The sequence below is a fragment of the Rhodovulum sp. HP10 genome (assembly GCF_047553435.1).
Taxonomy (GTDB): Bacteria; Pseudomonadota; Alphaproteobacteria; order Rhodobacterales; family Rhodobacteraceae; genus Rhodovulum.
The window spans coordinates 1,958,270-1,973,937 of record NZ_CP180201.1 but is presented as its reverse complement, the minus strand read 5'-3'; the positions used below and the strand labels follow the sequence as shown (position 1 = coordinate 1,973,937).

The 15,668-nt window shown below is 66.7% G+C and carries 13 protein-coding genes; 7 read left to right on the top strand and 6 right to left on the bottom strand.

Going from position 1 to position 15,668, the window contains the following annotated elements:
* Nucleotides 1-77 precede the first annotated feature (77 nt).
* Nucleotides 78-923, bottom strand: a complete 846-nt coding sequence (locus ACK8CO_RS09170; protein WP_080614793.1) for a peptidylprolyl isomerase — start codon at nucleotides 921-923, stop codon at nucleotides 78-80.
* A 177-nt stretch (nucleotides 924-1,100) separates the two neighbouring features.
* Between ACK8CO_RS09170 and secA the strand changes: the two genes are divergently transcribed.
* Together secA and ACK8CO_RS09160 are read left to right on the top strand one after the other, a co-directional pair.
* Nucleotides 1,101-3,836 (top strand): preprotein translocase subunit SecA, encoded by a 2,736-nt coding sequence (secA, locus tag ACK8CO_RS09165; RefSeq protein WP_414898934.1) that lies wholly within the window; start codon nucleotides 1,101-1,103, stop codon nucleotides 3,834-3,836.
* A 169-nt stretch (nucleotides 3,837-4,005) separates the two neighbouring features.
* Complete coding sequence (locus ACK8CO_RS09160; RefSeq protein WP_414898933.1) at nucleotides 4,006-5,538, top strand: substrate-binding domain-containing protein; 1,533 nt, start codon at nucleotides 4,006-4,008, stop codon at nucleotides 5,536-5,538.
* 13 nt (nucleotides 5,539-5,551) lie between these two features.
* Here the strand turns inward: ACK8CO_RS09160 and radC are convergent, their stop codons facing one another.
* The 3 genes from radC to dnaK form a co-directional block, all read right to left on the bottom strand.
* Entirely contained in the window at nucleotides 5,552-6,319 is a 768-nt protein-coding gene (gene radC, locus ACK8CO_RS09155; protein ID WP_080614796.1) for a RadC family protein, read from the bottom strand.
* A 121-nt stretch (nucleotides 6,320-6,440) separates the two neighbouring features.
* Nucleotides 6,441-7,601 carry a molecular chaperone DnaJ gene (gene dnaJ, locus ACK8CO_RS09150; protein ID WP_080614797.1) on the bottom strand — a complete coding sequence of 387 codons (1,161 nt, stop codon included), beginning with the start codon at nucleotides 7,599-7,601 and terminating at the stop codon, nucleotides 6,441-6,443.
* A gap of 73 nt (nucleotides 7,602-7,674) precedes the next feature.
* Nucleotides 7,675-9,597, bottom strand: a complete 1,923-nt coding sequence (gene dnaK / locus ACK8CO_RS09145; protein ID WP_080614798.1) for a molecular chaperone DnaK — start codon at nucleotides 9,595-9,597, stop codon at nucleotides 7,675-7,677.
* A gap of 170 nt (nucleotides 9,598-9,767) precedes the next feature.
* On the opposite strand from dnaK, the gene ACK8CO_RS09140 reads away from it, so the two are divergent.
* The 5 genes from ACK8CO_RS09140 to galE all read left to right on the top strand — a co-directional run bounded on the left by ACK8CO_RS09140 (nucleotide 9,768) and on the right by galE (nucleotide 14,286).
* Nucleotides 9,768-10,400 (top strand): alpha-ketoglutarate-dependent dioxygenase AlkB family protein, encoded by a 633-nt coding sequence (locus tag ACK8CO_RS09140; protein WP_414898932.1) that lies wholly within the window; start codon nucleotides 9,768-9,770, stop codon nucleotides 10,398-10,400.
* 177 nt (nucleotides 10,401-10,577) lie between these two features.
* Nucleotides 10,578-11,375 carry a 3'(2'),5'-bisphosphate nucleotidase CysQ gene (gene cysQ / locus ACK8CO_RS09135; RefSeq protein ID WP_414898931.1) on the top strand — a complete coding sequence of 266 codons (798 nt, stop codon included), beginning with the start codon at nucleotides 10,578-10,580 and terminating at the stop codon, nucleotides 11,373-11,375.
* Nucleotides 11,375-12,175 carry a 3-deoxy-manno-octulosonate cytidylyltransferase gene (locus tag ACK8CO_RS09130; RefSeq protein ID WP_414898930.1) on the top strand — a complete coding sequence of 267 codons (801 nt, stop codon included), beginning with the start codon at nucleotides 11,375-11,377 and terminating at the stop codon, nucleotides 12,173-12,175. The genes cysQ and ACK8CO_RS09130 overlap by 1 nt, the downstream gene beginning before the upstream one ends.
* A 220-nt stretch (nucleotides 12,176-12,395) precedes the next feature.
* Complete coding sequence (galU, locus tag ACK8CO_RS09125; RefSeq protein WP_414898929.1) at nucleotides 12,396-13,298, top strand: UTP--glucose-1-phosphate uridylyltransferase GalU; 903 nt, start codon at nucleotides 12,396-12,398, stop codon at nucleotides 13,296-13,298.
* A gap of 4 nt (nucleotides 13,299-13,302) precedes the next feature.
* Nucleotides 13,303-14,286 (top strand): UDP-glucose 4-epimerase GalE, encoded by a 984-nt coding sequence (galE, locus tag ACK8CO_RS09120; RefSeq protein WP_080614803.1) that lies wholly within the window; start codon nucleotides 13,303-13,305, stop codon nucleotides 14,284-14,286.
* Nucleotides 14,287-14,562: 276 nt separating this feature from the next.
* Here galE and ACK8CO_RS09115 read toward each other — a convergent pair whose 3' ends face one another.
* Nucleotides 14,563-15,027, bottom strand: coding sequence for a PTS sugar transporter subunit IIA (locus ACK8CO_RS09115; RefSeq protein WP_080614804.1), 465 nt, complete (start codon nucleotides 15,025-15,027; stop codon nucleotides 14,563-14,565).
* Between the two features lie 60 nt (nucleotides 15,028-15,087).
* Complete coding sequence (gene hpf, locus ACK8CO_RS09110) at nucleotides 15,088-15,645, bottom strand: ribosome hibernation-promoting factor, HPF/YfiA family (RefSeq protein ID WP_080614805.1); 558 nt, start codon at nucleotides 15,643-15,645, stop codon at nucleotides 15,088-15,090.
* Nucleotides 15,646-15,668: the final 23 nt, after the last annotated feature.

Genomic DNA, 15,668 nt, shown 5'->3' with positions numbered 1-15,668 from the left:
TTTTTCTTCTTGCCGGGCTCTTCCGTCTCGACCTTCTTCTTCTTGTCCTTGGCCATCTGTCCCTCTTCGCTTGGCTCTTACCGGTCGAGTACCGACTGGTCCTTCAGGATCGCGGGGTCGACCTCGATTTCGGTGCGGGAGACCTCGGCCTCCTCGGTATATTTCTCAAGCGCCGCTTCCATCGCGTCGCGCTGGATCTGCTGCACCAGCTCGCCGCGCACATCCGCAAGCCGCGGCGCATCCTTCAGCCGGGTCTCGTAGAGCTTGATCACATGCCAGCCGAACTGGGTCTGGACCGGGGCCGAGACCTCGCCGGGTTCGAGCACGGTCACGGCCTCCTCGAAGGGCTGGACCATCATGCCCTCCGAGAACCAGCCCAGATCGCCGCCATTCGGGCCGGAGGGGCCGGTGGATTTCTCCTTGGCGAGTTCGGCGAAATCGGCGCCGTCCTTGAGCTGGGCCTCGATCGCCTGGGCCTCGTCCTCGGTGTCGACGAGAATATGGGCGGCGTGATATTCGTTGATCGGATCGGCGTCGCCATAGGTGGCGTTATAGGCGGCCTTGACCGCCTCGTCGGTCACCGCGGCCTCGGCCAACCGCGACAGCGCCTCGCCCGCCACGAAGGAGCGACGCTCGTTCTCCAGCGCCAGCCGGGCGCCGGTCGAGAGATCCTCGCCGATGGCCTCACCGACAGCGGTCTGCCGGATCAGCTGGTCGAGCACGGCCTGATACAGAACGTCATCGGGAAGCTGCTGGTATTCGGCCGGAAGCTGGGCGCGGAGCACGATCATGTGGCCGATCGTGATCTCCTGATCGCCCACCCGTGCGACGACCGTGTCGGGGCCGATCTCGTCGGCCAGCGCGGGCAGCGCGAGCGTCGCCCCGAGGGCAAGAACGGCAAGCGGTCTGAGGTCAAATGACATGGGCACTCCTTTCGGCGGGCGCTTGGTGGCGTTGACACCATTCCGGCCTCCCCTTACATCGCAACTGGTTCTCGGGGTCGGCCTTATTTCCTTGGCCACTTCTATTGCCGCATTCTCAGGCGGGCAAGCGGTCCGTCGTACAAGATCCTGTCAGATACGCATCCGCGCGGAGAGAACATGCTGGGCATCGGAACACTCACCCGTAAGGTCTTCGGGACCCGGAACGACCGGACGGTCAAGAAGGTGCGTCCGCTGGTCGCCCGCATCAATGCGCTGGAGCCCGAATTCCAGGCGCTGGACGATGAGGGGCTGAAGGCCAAGACGCTGGAATTCAGGCGCCGCTTCGCCGAGGGCGAGACGCTGGACGAGCTGCTGCCCGAGGCTTTCGCCAACTGCCGCGAGGGCGCGCGCCGGGCGCTGGGGCTGAGGGCCTTCGATACCCAGCTGGTGGGTGGCATCTTCCTGCACCGGGGCAATATCGCCGAGATGAAGACCGGCGAGGGCAAGACGCTGGTCGCGACCTTCCCGGCCTATCTGAACGCGCTGACCGGCATGGGCGTGCATATCGTCACCGTGAACGACTACCTCGCCAAGCGCGACGCCGAATGGATGGGCAAGGTCTATGCCATGCTCGGCATGACCACCGGCGTCGTCTATCCGTGGCAGCCCGAACCCGAGAAGCGTGCAGCCTACCGCGCCGATATCACCTACAGCACCAATAACGAGCTGGGCTTCGACTATCTGCGCGACAACATGAAGTCCGAGCTCAAGGACATGGCGCAGCGCGGGCATTATTACGCCATCGTCGACGAGGTCGACTCGATCCTGATCGACGAGGCGCGCACGCCCCTGATCATCTCGGGTCCGAGCCAGGACCGGTCCGAGCTGTACATGACCCTCGACAAGGTCGTGCCCGATCTGACCGACGAGCATTACACGCTCGACGAGAAGATGCGCAACGTGACCTTCACCGAGGAAGGCAACGATTTCATGGAGAAGCGGCTTCATGAACTGGGCATCCTGCCCGAGGGGCAGTCGCTTTACGATCCTGAAAGCACGACCATCGTCCACCACGCCCAGCAGGCGCTGAAGGCGCATAAGATGTTCCTGAAGGACAAGGAATATATCGTGCGCGACGGCGAGGTGATGCTGATCGACGAATTCACCGGCCGGATGATGCGCGGGCGTCGGCTGTCCGACGGGCTGCACCAGGCCATCGAGGCCAAGGAAGGCGTGCAGATCCAGCCCGAGAACGTGACCCTGGCCTCGGTCACATTCCAGAACTATTTCCGGCTTTACGACAAGCTGGCGGGCATGACCGGGACGGCGGCGACCGAAGCCGAGGAATTCATGCAGATCTATGGGCTTGGCGTGGTCGAGATCCCGACCAATCGCCCCGTCGCCCGGATCGACGAGCATGACGCCGTCTACCGCACGGCGGCCGAGAAATACGCCGCCATCGTCGAGTCGATCAAGGAGGCCCATGACCGCGGCCAGCCGGTTCTGGTCGGCACCACCTCGATCGAGAAATCCGAGATGCTGTCGGACATGCTCAAGGCGGAAGGTGTGCCGCATAACGTGCTGAACGCCCGCCACCACGAGCAGGAAGCCCAGATCGTCGCCGATGCCGGCCGCTTCGGCGCGGTGACCATCGCCACCAACATGGCCGGGCGCGGCACCGACATCCAGCTGGGCGGCAATGCCGAGATCAAGGTGATGGAGGCGCTCGACGCCGATCCGACCGCCCATCCCGACGCCGTGCGCGCCCGGATCGAGGCCGAGCATGCCGAGGAGAAGAAGAAGGTCCTCGAGGCCGGCGGGCTTTACGTCCTGGGTACCGAACGCCACGAATCGCGCCGCATCGACAACCAGCTGCGCGGCCGTTCGGGCCGTCAGGGCGACCCTGGCCGGTCCTATTTCTTCCTGTCGCTGGAAGACGACCTGATGCGGATCTTCGGCTCCGAGCGTCTGGAGAAGGTTCTCTCCACGCTGGGGATGAAGGAAGGCGAGGCGATCATCCACCCCTGGGTGAACAAGTCGCTCGAAAAGGCCCAGGCCAAGGTCGAGGGCCGCAACTTCGACATCCGCAAGCAGCTGCTGAAATTCGACGACGTGATGAACGACCAGCGCAAGGTCATCTTCGGTCAGCGCCGCGAGATCATGGAGGCGGACGACCTGTCGGATATCGTGCAGGACATGCGCCAGGAGGTGATCGACGAACTGGTCGAGACCTATATTCCGCCGCGCTCCTATGCCGATCAGTGGGATGTCGAGGGCCTTCAGCGCGCTGTTGCCGAGACTCTCAATCTCGACCTGCCGGTCAAGGACTGGGCCGAGGAAGAGGGCGTCGACGACGAGCTTATCACCGAGCGGATTGCCACGGCCTCGGATGAGGCGATGGCCGCGAAGGCGGCGCAGTTCGGTCTCGAGGCGATGCGCAATATCGAGAAACAGATGCTGTTGCAGGCCATCGACACCAAATGGCGCGAACATCTGCTCAAGCTCGAACATCTGCGCTCGGTCATCGGGTTCCGCGGCTATGCGCAGCGCGATCCGCTGAACGAATACAAGACGGAAAGCTTCGCGCTGTTCGAATCGATGCTGAACAGCCTGCGCGAGGACGTGACCCAGAAACTTGCACAGATCCGGCCGCTGACCGAGGACGAGCGCAACGACATGATCCGCCAGCTTGCCGAACAGCAGGCCCGGCTGGCCGAGGCGACGGCACAGGCCCAGCCCTCGCATGCCGAGGCGCCCGCGGGCGGAACCGAACCCGCGCCCGCGGCCCTGGCCGCAGCGCAGTCGGGCTTCGACGAGACCCGGCCCGAGACCTGGGGCAATCCCAGCCGCAACGATCCCTGCCCCTGCGGCTCGGGCAAGAAGTTCAAGCATTGCCACGGTCAACTGGTCTGAGCAGGGCGGCCGTCCTGCCGGACGGTTGAAATCGGCGCGGCCAGATCGGACACTCGGCCCGAACAGAGGCAATCACTCCGGTCCGGTCGCGATGCGGTTTCTCATTGGCGCTGTCCTTCTCTGCGCTGCGCTTTTCCCTCCTGCCTCGCGGCCCGCTTCGGCCGGAGAGGTGACGCTGCTGCCGCGTGAAGAGGGCGCGGCCGGGATCCGCGGTCGTCTGCTCGGCTTTGATGGCGAGCTCTACCGGCTCGACACCATCTACGGACAGCTGACGGTCGACGGCGCCGGCGTGAGCTGCAAGGGCGCGGCCTGTCCGGATCCCGGGGCGCGGGTGGCGCGGATCGCGCTGTCGGGCAGCCCGGTGCTGGGCGAGAGGCTGATGCCCGCTCTGATCGAGGGCTTTGCCGCCGCGCGCGGACTTGTCGTCGAGCGCGGGGCCGAGGGGCGGAACCGGCTGTTCCGCCTGCGCGCGCCGGAGGGCGGTCCGCCGCGGGCCGAGATCGTGCTGGCCTCGGGCAGCACCGGCGAGGGGGTTGCCGACCTGTTGACCGGCGCGGCCCGGATCGTGATGGCCGACCGCGAGATCCTGCCCGAAGAGATCGCCCGTGTCCGCGAGGCGGGCCTTGGCGATCTGTCACAGCCGTTTCGGCGCCGTATCCTTGCGCTTGACGCCATCATCCCGGTGGTGGCCCCCGATAGCCGGCTGGGTGCCCCTGAGCGCGGGCTTTCGCGCGCGTCCATTCTGGGGCTTCTGAGCGGCGAGATCGCCGAGTGGTCCGGGCTCGGCGGGGCCCCGGCGCCGGTCATCATCCATCTGCCGGGACGGGGGCCGGGGCTGCGCCAGTGGCCCGAGGCGCGGGTGCCGGAAGGCCGGATACCGGTGGCTTCGGCGCGGCGCCATGAAAGCGCGGCAGCGGTCGCGACGGCGGTGGCGGCCGATCCCATGGGCTTCGGTCTGGCGCGGCTCTCGACGCTCGGGGAGGCGCTGCAGGTCCCGCTGGCGGATGGCTGCGGCACGCGGCTTGTGGCATCGGCGCAGACCGTGAAGACCGGCGATTACCCCTATGTGGCGCCGCTGTCGCTTTATCTCGGCAGCCCCAGGTTGCCCCGGTTCGGGCGGGATTTTCTGGACTATCTGAAGACTCCCGCCGCCCAGATCGCGATCCGCCGGGCGGGGTTTGTCGATCTCCTGCGCGAGGAGATCCCGCTTGACCGGCAGGGCGACCGGCTGGCCCTGGCCATCGCCCAGGCGCGCCCCGGGGACGGTCTGCGGGAATTGCAGCGGCTGGTTGCGACGCTGGGCGGGGCGGTTCGCCTGTCCGAGACCTTCCGCAGCGCTCCCGGCGGCGCGGATGCGCAGGTGCGGGCCAATATCGCGGCGGTGGCCTCGGCGCTGGAGGCAGGTCAATTCGACGGGCGCAGGCTGATCCTGGCCGGGTTTTCCGACGGGGCGGCCGGGCCGGAGGGCGGTGGCGCAGAGGCCCGGCGCGATGCCGAGGCGGTGCGCGATGCGATACGCGCAGCCGCGACCGCCGCCGATTTCGGCCGGGTCCGGATCGAGGTGGCGGGCTTCGGCGACCTGCTGCCGGTGATGTGCAATGGCGGCGACGGTGACGGTGGCGGTCCGGACCAGAGCCACGGCGGGGTGCCGGATGACTGGACAGCGCGGCTCAACCGCCGGGTCGAGCTCTGGCTGCGCTGAGCCGCGGGGCCGTTTATAGATAGCCTTCCGACCGGAAGCTGAGCTCGCGCGCCTTGCCGACGATCAGGTGATCGTGCAGCACCAGCCCCAGCGCGGCGCAGGCGGCCTCTATCTGGGTCGTCATGGAGATGTCCGATTGCGAGGGGGTCGGGTCGCCGGACGGGTGGTTATGGACGAGGATCAGGGCCGAGGCGTTCAGCTCCAGCGCACGCTTGACCACCTCGCGCGGATAGACCGGGACATGATCGACGGTGCCGCGCGCCTGTTCCTCATCGGCGATCAGGACGTTCTTGCGGTCGAGAAACAGCACCCGGAACTGCTCGGTCTCGCGATGGGCCATGGCGGTGCGGCAATAGTCCAGAAGCGCGTCCCAGCTCGACAGCACGGGCCGGTGCATGACCCGGGTCCGGGCCAGCCGTTGTGCCGCCGCCTCGACCAGTTTCAGCTCGACGATGACAGAGGGGCCGACGCCGCGCACCTCCTGCAGCCGCGCGACCGGGGCCGAAAGCACGCCGTTGAAGTCGCGGAAGCGGTCGAGCAGCAGCCGGGCCAGCGGCTTGACGTCCTGCCGCGGCAGGGCGCGGAACAGCACCATCTCGAGCAGTTCGTAATCGGGCATCGCCGCCGCGCCGCCCGCCATGAAGCGGTCGCGGAGCCGCCTGCGATGGTCGCGGATATAGGAGGGCAGGCGCTCGCCCGGGGCGAGGGTGCGCACCGGCGCCTCTGCGAAAAGCGGCAGTGGCGGATCTTCGGAGGAGGAGGGTGGCGTCGGGCGCGGCATGATCCGACGCTACCGGATTCAAGGTGAATGAAAGGTTAAGGCTAAAGGGCAGGGCTATCGCCGAGAGTGCCGTCGAGCGTGACGCCGAAAGCGCAGGGAAAACGCGGGCCGGGGGCCCGCGTCAGCTTTTCATCCCGTCCCAGAAGCTTTTCACCTTGGTGAAGAAGGACGATCCTTCCGGATTGTTCTCTTCGCTCAGCTCCTCGAATTCGCGCAGAAGCTCTTTCTGGCGGCTGGTGAGGTTGACCGGGGTCTCGACCGCAAGCTCGATGAACATGTCGCCCTGGGCATTGCCGCGAAGCGCGGGCATGCCCTTGCTGCGCAGCCGCATCTGCTTGCCGGACTGGCTGCCGCCGGGTACCTTCACCCGCGACCGGCCGCCATCGATGGTCGGCACCTCGATCTCGCCACCAAGCGCTGCAGCGGTCATCGAGACCGGCACCCGGCAGAACAGGTTCAGCCCGTCGCGCTCGAAGAGCGGATGGCCCGCCACCTCGATGAAGATGTAGAGATCGCCCGCAGGCCCGCCCCTGAGCCCGGCCTCGCCCTCGCCGGCAAGCCGGATCCGGGTGCCGGTCTCGACGCCCGCGGGGATGTTGACCGAGAGCGAGCGGTCGCGCTCGATCCGGCCTGCGCCGCCGCAGGACTTGCAGGGGTTCTTGACGATCTGGCCCATGCCGCCGCAGGTCGGACAGGTCCGTTCCACGGTGAAAAAGCCCTGCTGCGCCCGGACCTTGCCCATGCCTGAACAGGTCGGACAGGTGGCCGGTTCGGCGCCGCCCGCCGCGCCCGTGCCATTGCAGACATCGCAGGCCACCGAGCTGGGGACCTTGATCGTCTTCTGCAGGCCCGAATAGGCTTCCTCGAGCGTGATGCGGAGATTGTAGCGCAGGTCGGAGCCGCGCGTGGCACGCTGGCGCCCGCCGGGGCCCGCCCCGCCCATGAAATCGCCGAACAGGTCGTCGAAGACGTTGGAGAAGGCCGAGGCGAAATCGCCCTGACCGCCGAAGCCACCGCCCATGCCGCCCATGCCGCCGGGACCGCGCCCGCCGCCCTGTTCGAAGGCGGCATGGCCGAACCGGTCATAGGCGGCCTTCTTGTCGGGGTCCTTCAGCGTCTCGTAGGCCTCGTTGACCTCCTTGAACTGCCCTTCCGCCTTGGGATTGTCCGCATTGCGGTCCGGGTGCAGTTCCTTGGCCTTCTTGCGATAGGCCTTCTTGATCTCTTCGGCCGAGGCGCCGCGGGCAATCCCGAGAACCTCGTAGAAATCGCGCTTTGCCATCAGCTAACCCTCTTCCCGAAACACGCTGGCCGGCCCGGTTTCCCGGACCGGCCGCTTTGGGTCCGGTCGCGCGTCACGAGCGCTTGCGATCGTCGTCCAGATCCTCGAACTCGGCATCGACGATCTCGTCATCCACACCGGTCGGTTCGTCGCGGGCCTCGGGCTCGTCGTTGTCCGGGGTGTCCTGCTGCTGGGCCTTGTAGATCGCCTCGCCCAGTTTCATCGCGGCCTCGGACACGTTCTGGATGCCGCCCTTGATCTTGCCGGCATCGTCGCTTTCAAGCACGTCCTTCAGCGCGGCCACGGCCAGCTCGATCGCCTCGACGGTCGAGGGGTCGACCTTGTCGCCATGTTCCTCGATCGACTTCTCGGTCGAGTGGATCAGGCTTTCGGCCTGGTTCTTGGTCTCGACCAGTTCGCGGCGCGACTTGTCGGCTTCGGCATTGGCCTCGGCCTCGCGCACCATCTTGTCGATCTCGTCATCCGAGAGACCGCCCGAGGCCTGGATCGTGATCTTCTGTTCGCGGCCGGTGCCCTTGTCCTTGGCCGAGACCGAGACGATGCCGTTGGCGTCGATGTCGAAGGTCACCTCGATCTGCGGCATGCCGCGCGGCGCGGGCGGGATTTCCTCGAGATTGAACTGGCCGAGCATCTTGTTGTCGGCCGCCATCTCGCGCTCGCCCTGGAAGACCCGGATCGTCACGGCGCTCTGGTTGTCCTCGGCGGTCGAGAAGATCTGGCTTTTCTTGGTCGGGATCGTGGTGTTGCGGTCGATCAGCCGGGTGAAGACGCCGCCCAGGGTCTCGATGCCCAGAGACAGCGGGGTCACGTCAAGCAGCACCACGTCCTTGACGTCGCCCTGCAGCACGCCGGCCTGGATCGCGGCGCCCATGGCCACGACCTCGTCGGGGTTCACGCCCTTGTGCGGTTCCTTGCCGAAGAACTTGGTCACTTCCTCGATGACCCGGGGCATCCGGGTCATGCCCCCGACCAGCACCACCTCGTCGATATCCGAGGTCGAGAGCCCGGCATCCTTCAGCGCATCCTGGCAGGGCTTGATCGAGCGCTTGATCAGGTCGCCGACGAGGCTTTCCAGCTTGGCGCGGGTCAGCTTCATCACCAGGTGCAGCGGCGTGCCGGCCTGCGGGTCCATCGAGATGAACGGCTGGTTGATTTCGGTCTGGCTGGAGGAGGACAGCTCGATCTTGGCCTTCTCGGCGGCTTCCTTCAGCCGTTGCAGGGCCATCTTGTCCCTGGTCAGATCGACGCCGTGTTCCTTTTTGAACTCGTCGGCCAGGTAGGCGACGATGCGCATGTCGAAGTCCTCGCCGCCGAGGAAGGTGTCCCCGTTGGTCGATTTCACCTCGAACAGGCCGTCGTCGATTTCCAGAATGGTGATGTCGAAGGTGCCGCCGCCGAGGTCATAGACCGCGATGGTGCGGGTTTCCTTCTTGTCGAGCCCGTAGGCCAGTGCGGCGGCCGTCGGCTCGTTGATGATGCGCAGCACCTCGAGACCGGCGATCTTGCCGGCATCCTTGGTGGCCTGACGCTGGGCGTCGTTGAAATAGGCCGGAACGGTGATGACGGCCTGCGTCACGTCCTCGCCGAGATAGCTTTCGGCGGTTTCCTTCATCTTCTGCAGGATGAAGGCCGAGATCTGGCTGGGCGAGTATTTCTCGCCGCGGACGCTGACCCAGGCGTCGCCATTGCCGCCGTCCACGATGGAATAGGGGACGTGCTTCTTGTCCTTCTCGACCTCGGCGTCGTCGACCCGGCGGCCGATCAGCCGCTTGACTGCAAAGACGGTGTTCTCGGGGTTGGTGACGGCCTGGCGCTTGGCGGGCTGGCCGGCCAGGCGCTCGTTGTCGGTGAAGGCCACGATCGACGGGGTCGTCCGCGCGCCTTCGGCATTCTCGATGACCCGGGGTTGCGCCCCGTCCATGATGGCGACGCAGGAGTTGGTGGTCCCGAGGTCGATCCCGATGACTTTACCCATGATATCTTACCTCTTCATTCGGCGATGTTGTGGGGAGCAGACCCTCAGGAGGCCTCTGCGCCCCGATCCCATGGGCCACGGTCGCCCGGGCCCGTTTCTCGGGCGTATATAAGGAGGGGTGTGAGACCCTGCAAGCGGAGCCTATTGCAGAAATGTGGCTGTGGTGAACGATGTCTGAGACGGAAAGACCGAAGGAACCGGTGCCGGGGCTGGTGGTGCGGGGAGTCGAGATATTTCCCGGCCTGCTCGATCCTGCGGCCCGGGCCGGGCTGATGACCGAGATCGCGGCGGTGATTGCCGCGGCGCCGCCGGTCCAGCCCGAAACCCGGTTCGGGCGAAAGATGAGCGTGCGGATGACCTCGGCCGGAAAATACGGCTGGGTCTCGGACCGGCGCGGCTACCGCTACGAGACCCGGCACCCGTCGGGAGTGGCCTGGCCGCCGATCCCGGCGCCGGTGCTGGCGCTGTGGCACCGGGTGACCGGGCTTGCGCGCGCGCCCGACTGCTGTCTCGTGAACCTCTATCGCGACGGCGCGAAGATGGGCCTGCATCAGGACCGCGACGAGGCCGATTTCTCCTGGCCCATCGTCTCGGTCTCGCTGGGCGACGAGGCGCGGTTCCGGATCGGCGACGTGACCCGGGGCGGGCCGACCGAAAGCCTCTGGCTGAAATCCGGCGACGTTCTGATGATGCGCGGCGCGGCCCGGCTGATCCATCACGGCATCGACCGGGTGCGGGGCGGCAGCTCGACCCTGATCGAGGGCGGCGGCCGGATCAACCTGACGCTCCGGGTGGTGGACTGACGGCCGGTCGCGCCGCAGTCCCGCCCCGGTTCCACCCCGGTCCCGCCCGGCAAGGAAACGCTCGTGCGGTCCCGGGGAAAATCACCTTTTCCGTGTGTTCTTGCCGTCGCCCGGCAAGCCGCGCATAACGTGACTGCGAATTTGTTTCGTCGCGCGAGACGATGTCAGGAGGAAAATTTGGATTACGCTCAGCTTGAAACCGTGATGCGCAAGATAGCGCTTCTGGCCGGGGCACGTATCATGGAAATCTACGCTGCGCCCGATTTCGAGGTGCGCGCCAAGGCCGATTCCAGCCCCGTGACCGAGGCCGACGAGGCCGCCGATGCGCTGATCACGGCCGAGCTGAAACAGGCCTTTCCGGACCTGCTGATCGTCACCGAGGAGCAGGCCGAGACCCATGCCGAGCACGCCGCCGATTTCCTGATCGTCGATCCGCTCGACGGCACCAAGGAATTCGTCAAGCGCCGGGGCGATTTCACCGTCAACATCGCCTGGGTCGAGGGCGGGGTTCCGGTGCGCGGCGTGGTCTATGCCCCGGCGCGCGGGCGGCTGTTCTATACCCGGGCCGATGGCGCGACCGTCGAGGAAACCGGCGATCTGGCGCTCGATACGGTCGGGCCGGTCACGCGGCTCTCTGTCTCGACCCCCGACAATGGCGCGCTGATGGTCGTGGCCTCGAAATCGCATCGCGATCAGGCCACCGACGATTACATCGGCAAATATGCCGTGCGCGACATGACCTCGGCCGGATCCTCGCTGAAATTCTGCCTCGTCGCGACCGGCGAGGCCGATCTTTACCCGCGGCTCGGGCGCACCATGGAATGGGATACCGCGGCCGGGCATGCGGTGCTGGCGGGCGCGGGCGGCGAGGTCGTGCGCTTCGACGATCACAGCCCGCTGCGCTATGGCAAGCCGGGCTACGAGAACCCGTTCTTCATCGCCCTTGCACCGGGCGTCGAGCTGAAAGGCGTCTGATGTCCGTCGTCATCGTGATCCCGGCGCGCTACGCTTCGTCGCGCTATCCGGGCAAGCCTCTGGCGCTTCTGAAGGGCGCCTCCGGGCAGGAAAAGAGCCTGATCCAGCGGTCCTGGGAGGCGGCGCAGGCGGTTTCGGGCATCGACCGGGTGGTGGTCGCGACCGATGACGACCGTATCCGCACCGCAGCCGAGGCTTTCGGCGCCGAGGTGGTGATGACCTCCGGGACCTGCGCCAACGGGACCGAGCGGGTGGCCGAGGCGCTCGGGGTGCTGGGTGGCGAGGTCGAGATCGCGGTCAACCTGCAGGGCGATGCGCCGCTGACGCCCGCCTGGTTCGTCGAGGATCTGGTGGCGGGGCTGCGCGCCGATCCCGGTGCCGATCTGGCGACCCCGGTGCTGCGCTGCGACGGGCAGGCGCTGAACGCGTTGCTGGAAGATCGCCGCGCGGGCCGGGTCGGCGGCACCACCGCCGTCTTCGGCGCGGGCAACCGGGCGCTCTATTTCTCGAAAGAGGTCATCCCCTATACCGGGCAGAGCTATGCCGACACCGCGCCGACGCCGGTCTTTCACCATGTCGGGGTCTATGCCTACCGTCCCGCGGCGCTCGAGACCTACCTTCGGCTTGCGCCGGGGCCGCTGGAAGGGCTCGAAGGGCTCGAACAGCTGCGCTTCCTCGAACATGGCCGGCCGGTCCTCTGCGTCGAGGTGGCGGCGCGCGGCCGCCAGTTCTGGGAGTTGAACAACCCCACGGACGTTCCGCGGATCGAGGCGATGATGGCCGCGATGGGGATCGACTGAGATGGGGCCCGCCTTGGCGGCCAGGGCGGCGAACCGGTGCGGCAGGATTCTGCCAACCGCTTCGCCGCATGGCGCGAAAACCGGCGCGCGTCATGAAATGTTTCCAGTATCGGAATAACCCCGCCGAATTGTCGGGTTTTTTAATAAATAATATCGATGTTACGCGCCGGCCCGGTCAATATGGGTCGGGATGAAATGAAAACGACAAGCGAGTGAGATCATGAACCGGCAAGTAACGAAGGCGGTTTTTCCCGTGGCGGGTCTTGGGACGCGTTTTCTTCCCGCGACGAAATCGATTCCGAAGGAGATCATGACGCTGGTGGACCGGCCGCTGATCCAATACGCGATCGACGAGGCGCGGGCGGCCGGGATCACCGATTTCATCTTCGTGACCTCGCGCGGCAAAAGCGCGCTCGAGGATTATTTCGACCACGCCCCGCATCTGGAGGACTCGCTGCGCTCGAGGGGCAAGGACGACCTTCTGGAGATCCTGCGCAGCACCGACATGGAAAGCGGCGCGATCGCCTATATCCGCCAGAAGATGGCGATGGGGCTGGGCCATGCCGTGTGGTGTGCGCGGCGGCTGATCGGCAACGAGCCCTTCGCGGTGATCCTGCCCGATGACGTGATCGCGGCCGAGACGCCCTGCCTGCAGCAGATGACCGAGGCCTATCGCGAGACCGGCGCGAACATGGTGGCGGCGATGGAAGTGCCGCCCGAGAAGGCCTCGGCCTATGGCATTCTCGATGTCGCGCGGGACATGGGCGACAGGGTGCTGGTCAAGGGGATGGTCGAGAAGCCGAGCCTCGAGGAGGCGCCCTCGAACCTGGCGGTGATCGGGCGCTATATCCTGACGCCGAAGGTTCTGCACAATCTCGACCAGAACCTGCGCCACGAGCGGTTCGGGGCCGGGGGCGAGCTGCAGCTGACCGACGCCATCGCAGAGGAGATCGACGGGCAGGGGGTGTACGGCTACCGCTTCACGGGGCAGCGCTTCGATTGCGGCTCGAAGGCCGGGTTCCTGCAGGCGACGGTATCCTTCGCGCTGGCGCGACCCGAGCTGAAGGGCGAGTTCGAGGACTACCTGCGCGCCCGGTTCGCCCGGCCGGAGGCGGCGGAATAGGGCGATGGCGCATGTTCTGGTGACGGGCGGGGCGGGCTATATCGGCGCCCATGCCTGCAAGGCGCTCGCGCGCGCGGGCCATGTGCCGGTGTGCTACGACAATCTCTCGACCGGCTGGGCCGAGGCGGTGAAGTTCGGCCCGTTCGAACGCGGCGATCTGGCCGACCGGGCGCGGCTTGACGCGGTCTTTGCGGCCTACCGACCCGTGGGCGTGATGCATTTCGCGGCCTTCAGCCAGGTCGGCGAGGCGATGCGCGACCCGGGCAAGTACTGGCGCAACAATGTCGGAGGCTCGCTTGCGCTGATCGAGGCGGCGGTGGCGGCGGGTTGCCTCGACATGGTCTTTTCCTCGACCTGCGCGGTCTATGGCGACCAGGACGGGGTGACGCTGGACGAGGACAGCGCCCAGGCGCCGCTGAACGCCTATGGCGCGTCCAAGCGCGCGATCGAGGACATGCTGCGCGACTTCGAGGCAAGTCACGGGCTGAACTCGGTGATCTTCCGCTATTTCAACGTGGCGGGCGCGGATCCCGAGGGCGAGGTCGGCGAGGCGCACGACCCCGAGACCCATCTGATCCCCGTGATGCTCGAGGCGATCGAGGGCCGGCGCCCGGCGCTGACGATCCACGGCACCGATTATCCGACGCCGGACGGGACCTGCATCCGCGACTATATCCATGTCAGCGATCTGGTGGCGGCGCATGTTCTTGGTCTGGGCTGGCTGCTGGCGGGCAAGGGCAGCCGGGTCTTCAACCTCGGCACCGGGACCGGCTATTCGGTGCGCGAGGTGATCGAGGCGGCGCAGGCGGTCACCGGCTGTTCGGTGCCCCATTCCGAGGGGCCGCGCCGGGGCGGCGACGCGGTGCGGCTGGTCTCGGGCAGCGCCCGCGCCGAAACAGAGCTTGGCTGGAGCCCGACCCGCTCGGACCTGCCGACCATGATCGAGGATGCCTGGAAATGGTTCCGCGGCGGAGGCTATGCAACCTGACACGGGGGGCGAGGGGCCGGTGGTGCCCCCGTCTTCGCTTCGTCGCGCATGCTCGGGTCGCCCCGATCCCGTAAGGGCCGCTTGCGCCGATCCGGTGCCTGCGGGCCGGGCGATGCGACGCCCCCCTGGGCCCGCGGGCGGTCCAATCCGCCAGTCCAGGTCCGTGGCGCGACAGGGCAGGCATGCCGGACTCGCCCCGATGATCGGGGCCATCGTCAGCGGTCTCTAACTGCAACGATCCGGGTCTTCGGGGGCAGAGGTCGGCCCGCGGGCCGATCAGGCTGCCTGAGACGCCGCCGCCTCGGTCAGGACCGCATGCAGCGTGGCCGGGTCTGTATTGGCGCGCAGCTTGGCGCAGATCGTGCTGTCACGCAGGGTGCGCGAGACCAGCGCCAGCGCCTTGAGGTGATCGACGCCGGAATCCTGCGGCGCGAACAAGGCGAAGATTAGGTCGACCGGCTGGCGGTCGACGGCGCCGAAATCGATCGCCTTCTCCAGCCGGATGAAGGCGCCGCGGACCCGGTCGATTCCGGAGAGCCGGGCATGCGGCAGGGCGACGCCCTGGCCGACACCCGTCGGCCCGAGGCTTTCGCGTTCCTGCAAGGCGTCGACCGCGTCTCCAGGGGGAAGGGCATAGGCCGCGTGGGCGACCTCTCCGAGTTCCTGGAACAGCCGCTTCTTGCTGGACATGGTGCCAAAGACGCGGACGGCTTCGGGGGTGATGAGCGTGGATAGCTGCATGTCACTCTCGCTTCGGACGCGCCGCGCCCGGGATACGGGCGCGGCCTGGTCAGCTGCGGGTCAGGGCTCGATCCAGCCCACATTCCCGTCTTCGCGGGCGTGCACGACGTTGATCTTGCCCGTCTTTTCGTTGCGGAACACCAGAAGCGGAGCGCTTGTCAGTTCCATCTGCATGACCGCCTCGCCCACGGAAATCGACGGAATCTGGGTTTCCATCTCGGCGATGATCATCGGCTGGAGACTGTCGGTCTCGTCCCCTTCCTCGGTCGAGGCAAGGATATAGGCCGAACCGCCGGAAAGTTCCACAGGTTCCGAGCGGTCGCGGTGATGGTCCTTCAGCCGGCGCTTGTGGCGGCGCAGCTGCTTTTCCATCTTGTCGCAGCAGCTGTCGAAGGCGGCATAGATCTCTGTCGCCTGGGCGCTCGCCTGAGCGGTCAGGCCGGTCGACAGATGCACCGTCGCTTCGCAGACATATTGATGGGCGTTGCGCGAGAAGACGACATTGGCGTCGGTTGCCCGGTCGGCATATTTCGAGACCGCCGCGCTCAGCTCGTCCTTGACATGGGTCTGCAGAGCCTCGCCGATATCGATCTGTTTGCCGCTGATCTGGTACAGCATTGTTCCTCCTGAGATTGCCTGCA

Coding starts and splice junctions, on each gene's coding strand:
- ACK8CO_RS09170 (WP_080614793.1), bottom strand. CDS start 923: ATGTCATTTGACCTCAGACCGCTTGCCGTTCTTGCCCTCGGGGCGACG.
- secA (WP_414898934.1), top strand. CDS start 1,101: ATGCTGGGCATCGGAACACTCACCCGTAAGGTCTTCGGGACCCGGAAC.
- radC (WP_080614796.1), bottom strand. CDS start 6,319: ATGCCGCGCCCGACGCCACCCTCCTCCTCCGAAGATCCGCCACTGCCG.
- dnaJ (WP_080614797.1), bottom strand. CDS start 7,601: ATGGCAAAGCGCGATTTCTACGAGGTTCTCGGGATTGCCCGCGGCGCC.
- dnaK (WP_080614798.1), bottom strand. CDS start 9,597: ATGGGTAAAGTCATCGGGATCGACCTCGGGACCACCAACTCCTGCGTC.
- ACK8CO_RS09140 (WP_414898932.1), top strand. CDS start 9,768: ATGTCTGAGACGGAAAGACCGAAGGAACCGGTGCCGGGGCTGGTGGTG.
- ACK8CO_RS09130 (WP_414898930.1), top strand. CDS start 11,375: ATGTCCGTCGTCATCGTGATCCCGGCGCGCTACGCTTCGTCGCGCTAT.
- galU (WP_414898929.1), top strand. CDS start 12,396: ATGAACCGGCAAGTAACGAAGGCGGTTTTTCCCGTGGCGGGTCTTGGG.
- galE (WP_080614803.1), top strand. CDS start 13,303: ATGGCGCATGTTCTGGTGACGGGCGGGGCGGGCTATATCGGCGCCCAT.
- ACK8CO_RS09115 (WP_080614804.1), bottom strand. CDS start 15,027: ATGCAGCTATCCACGCTCATCACCCCCGAAGCCGTCCGCGTCTTTGGC.
- hpf (WP_080614805.1), bottom strand. CDS start 15,645: ATGCTGTACCAGATCAGCGGCAAACAGATCGATATCGGCGAGGCTCTG.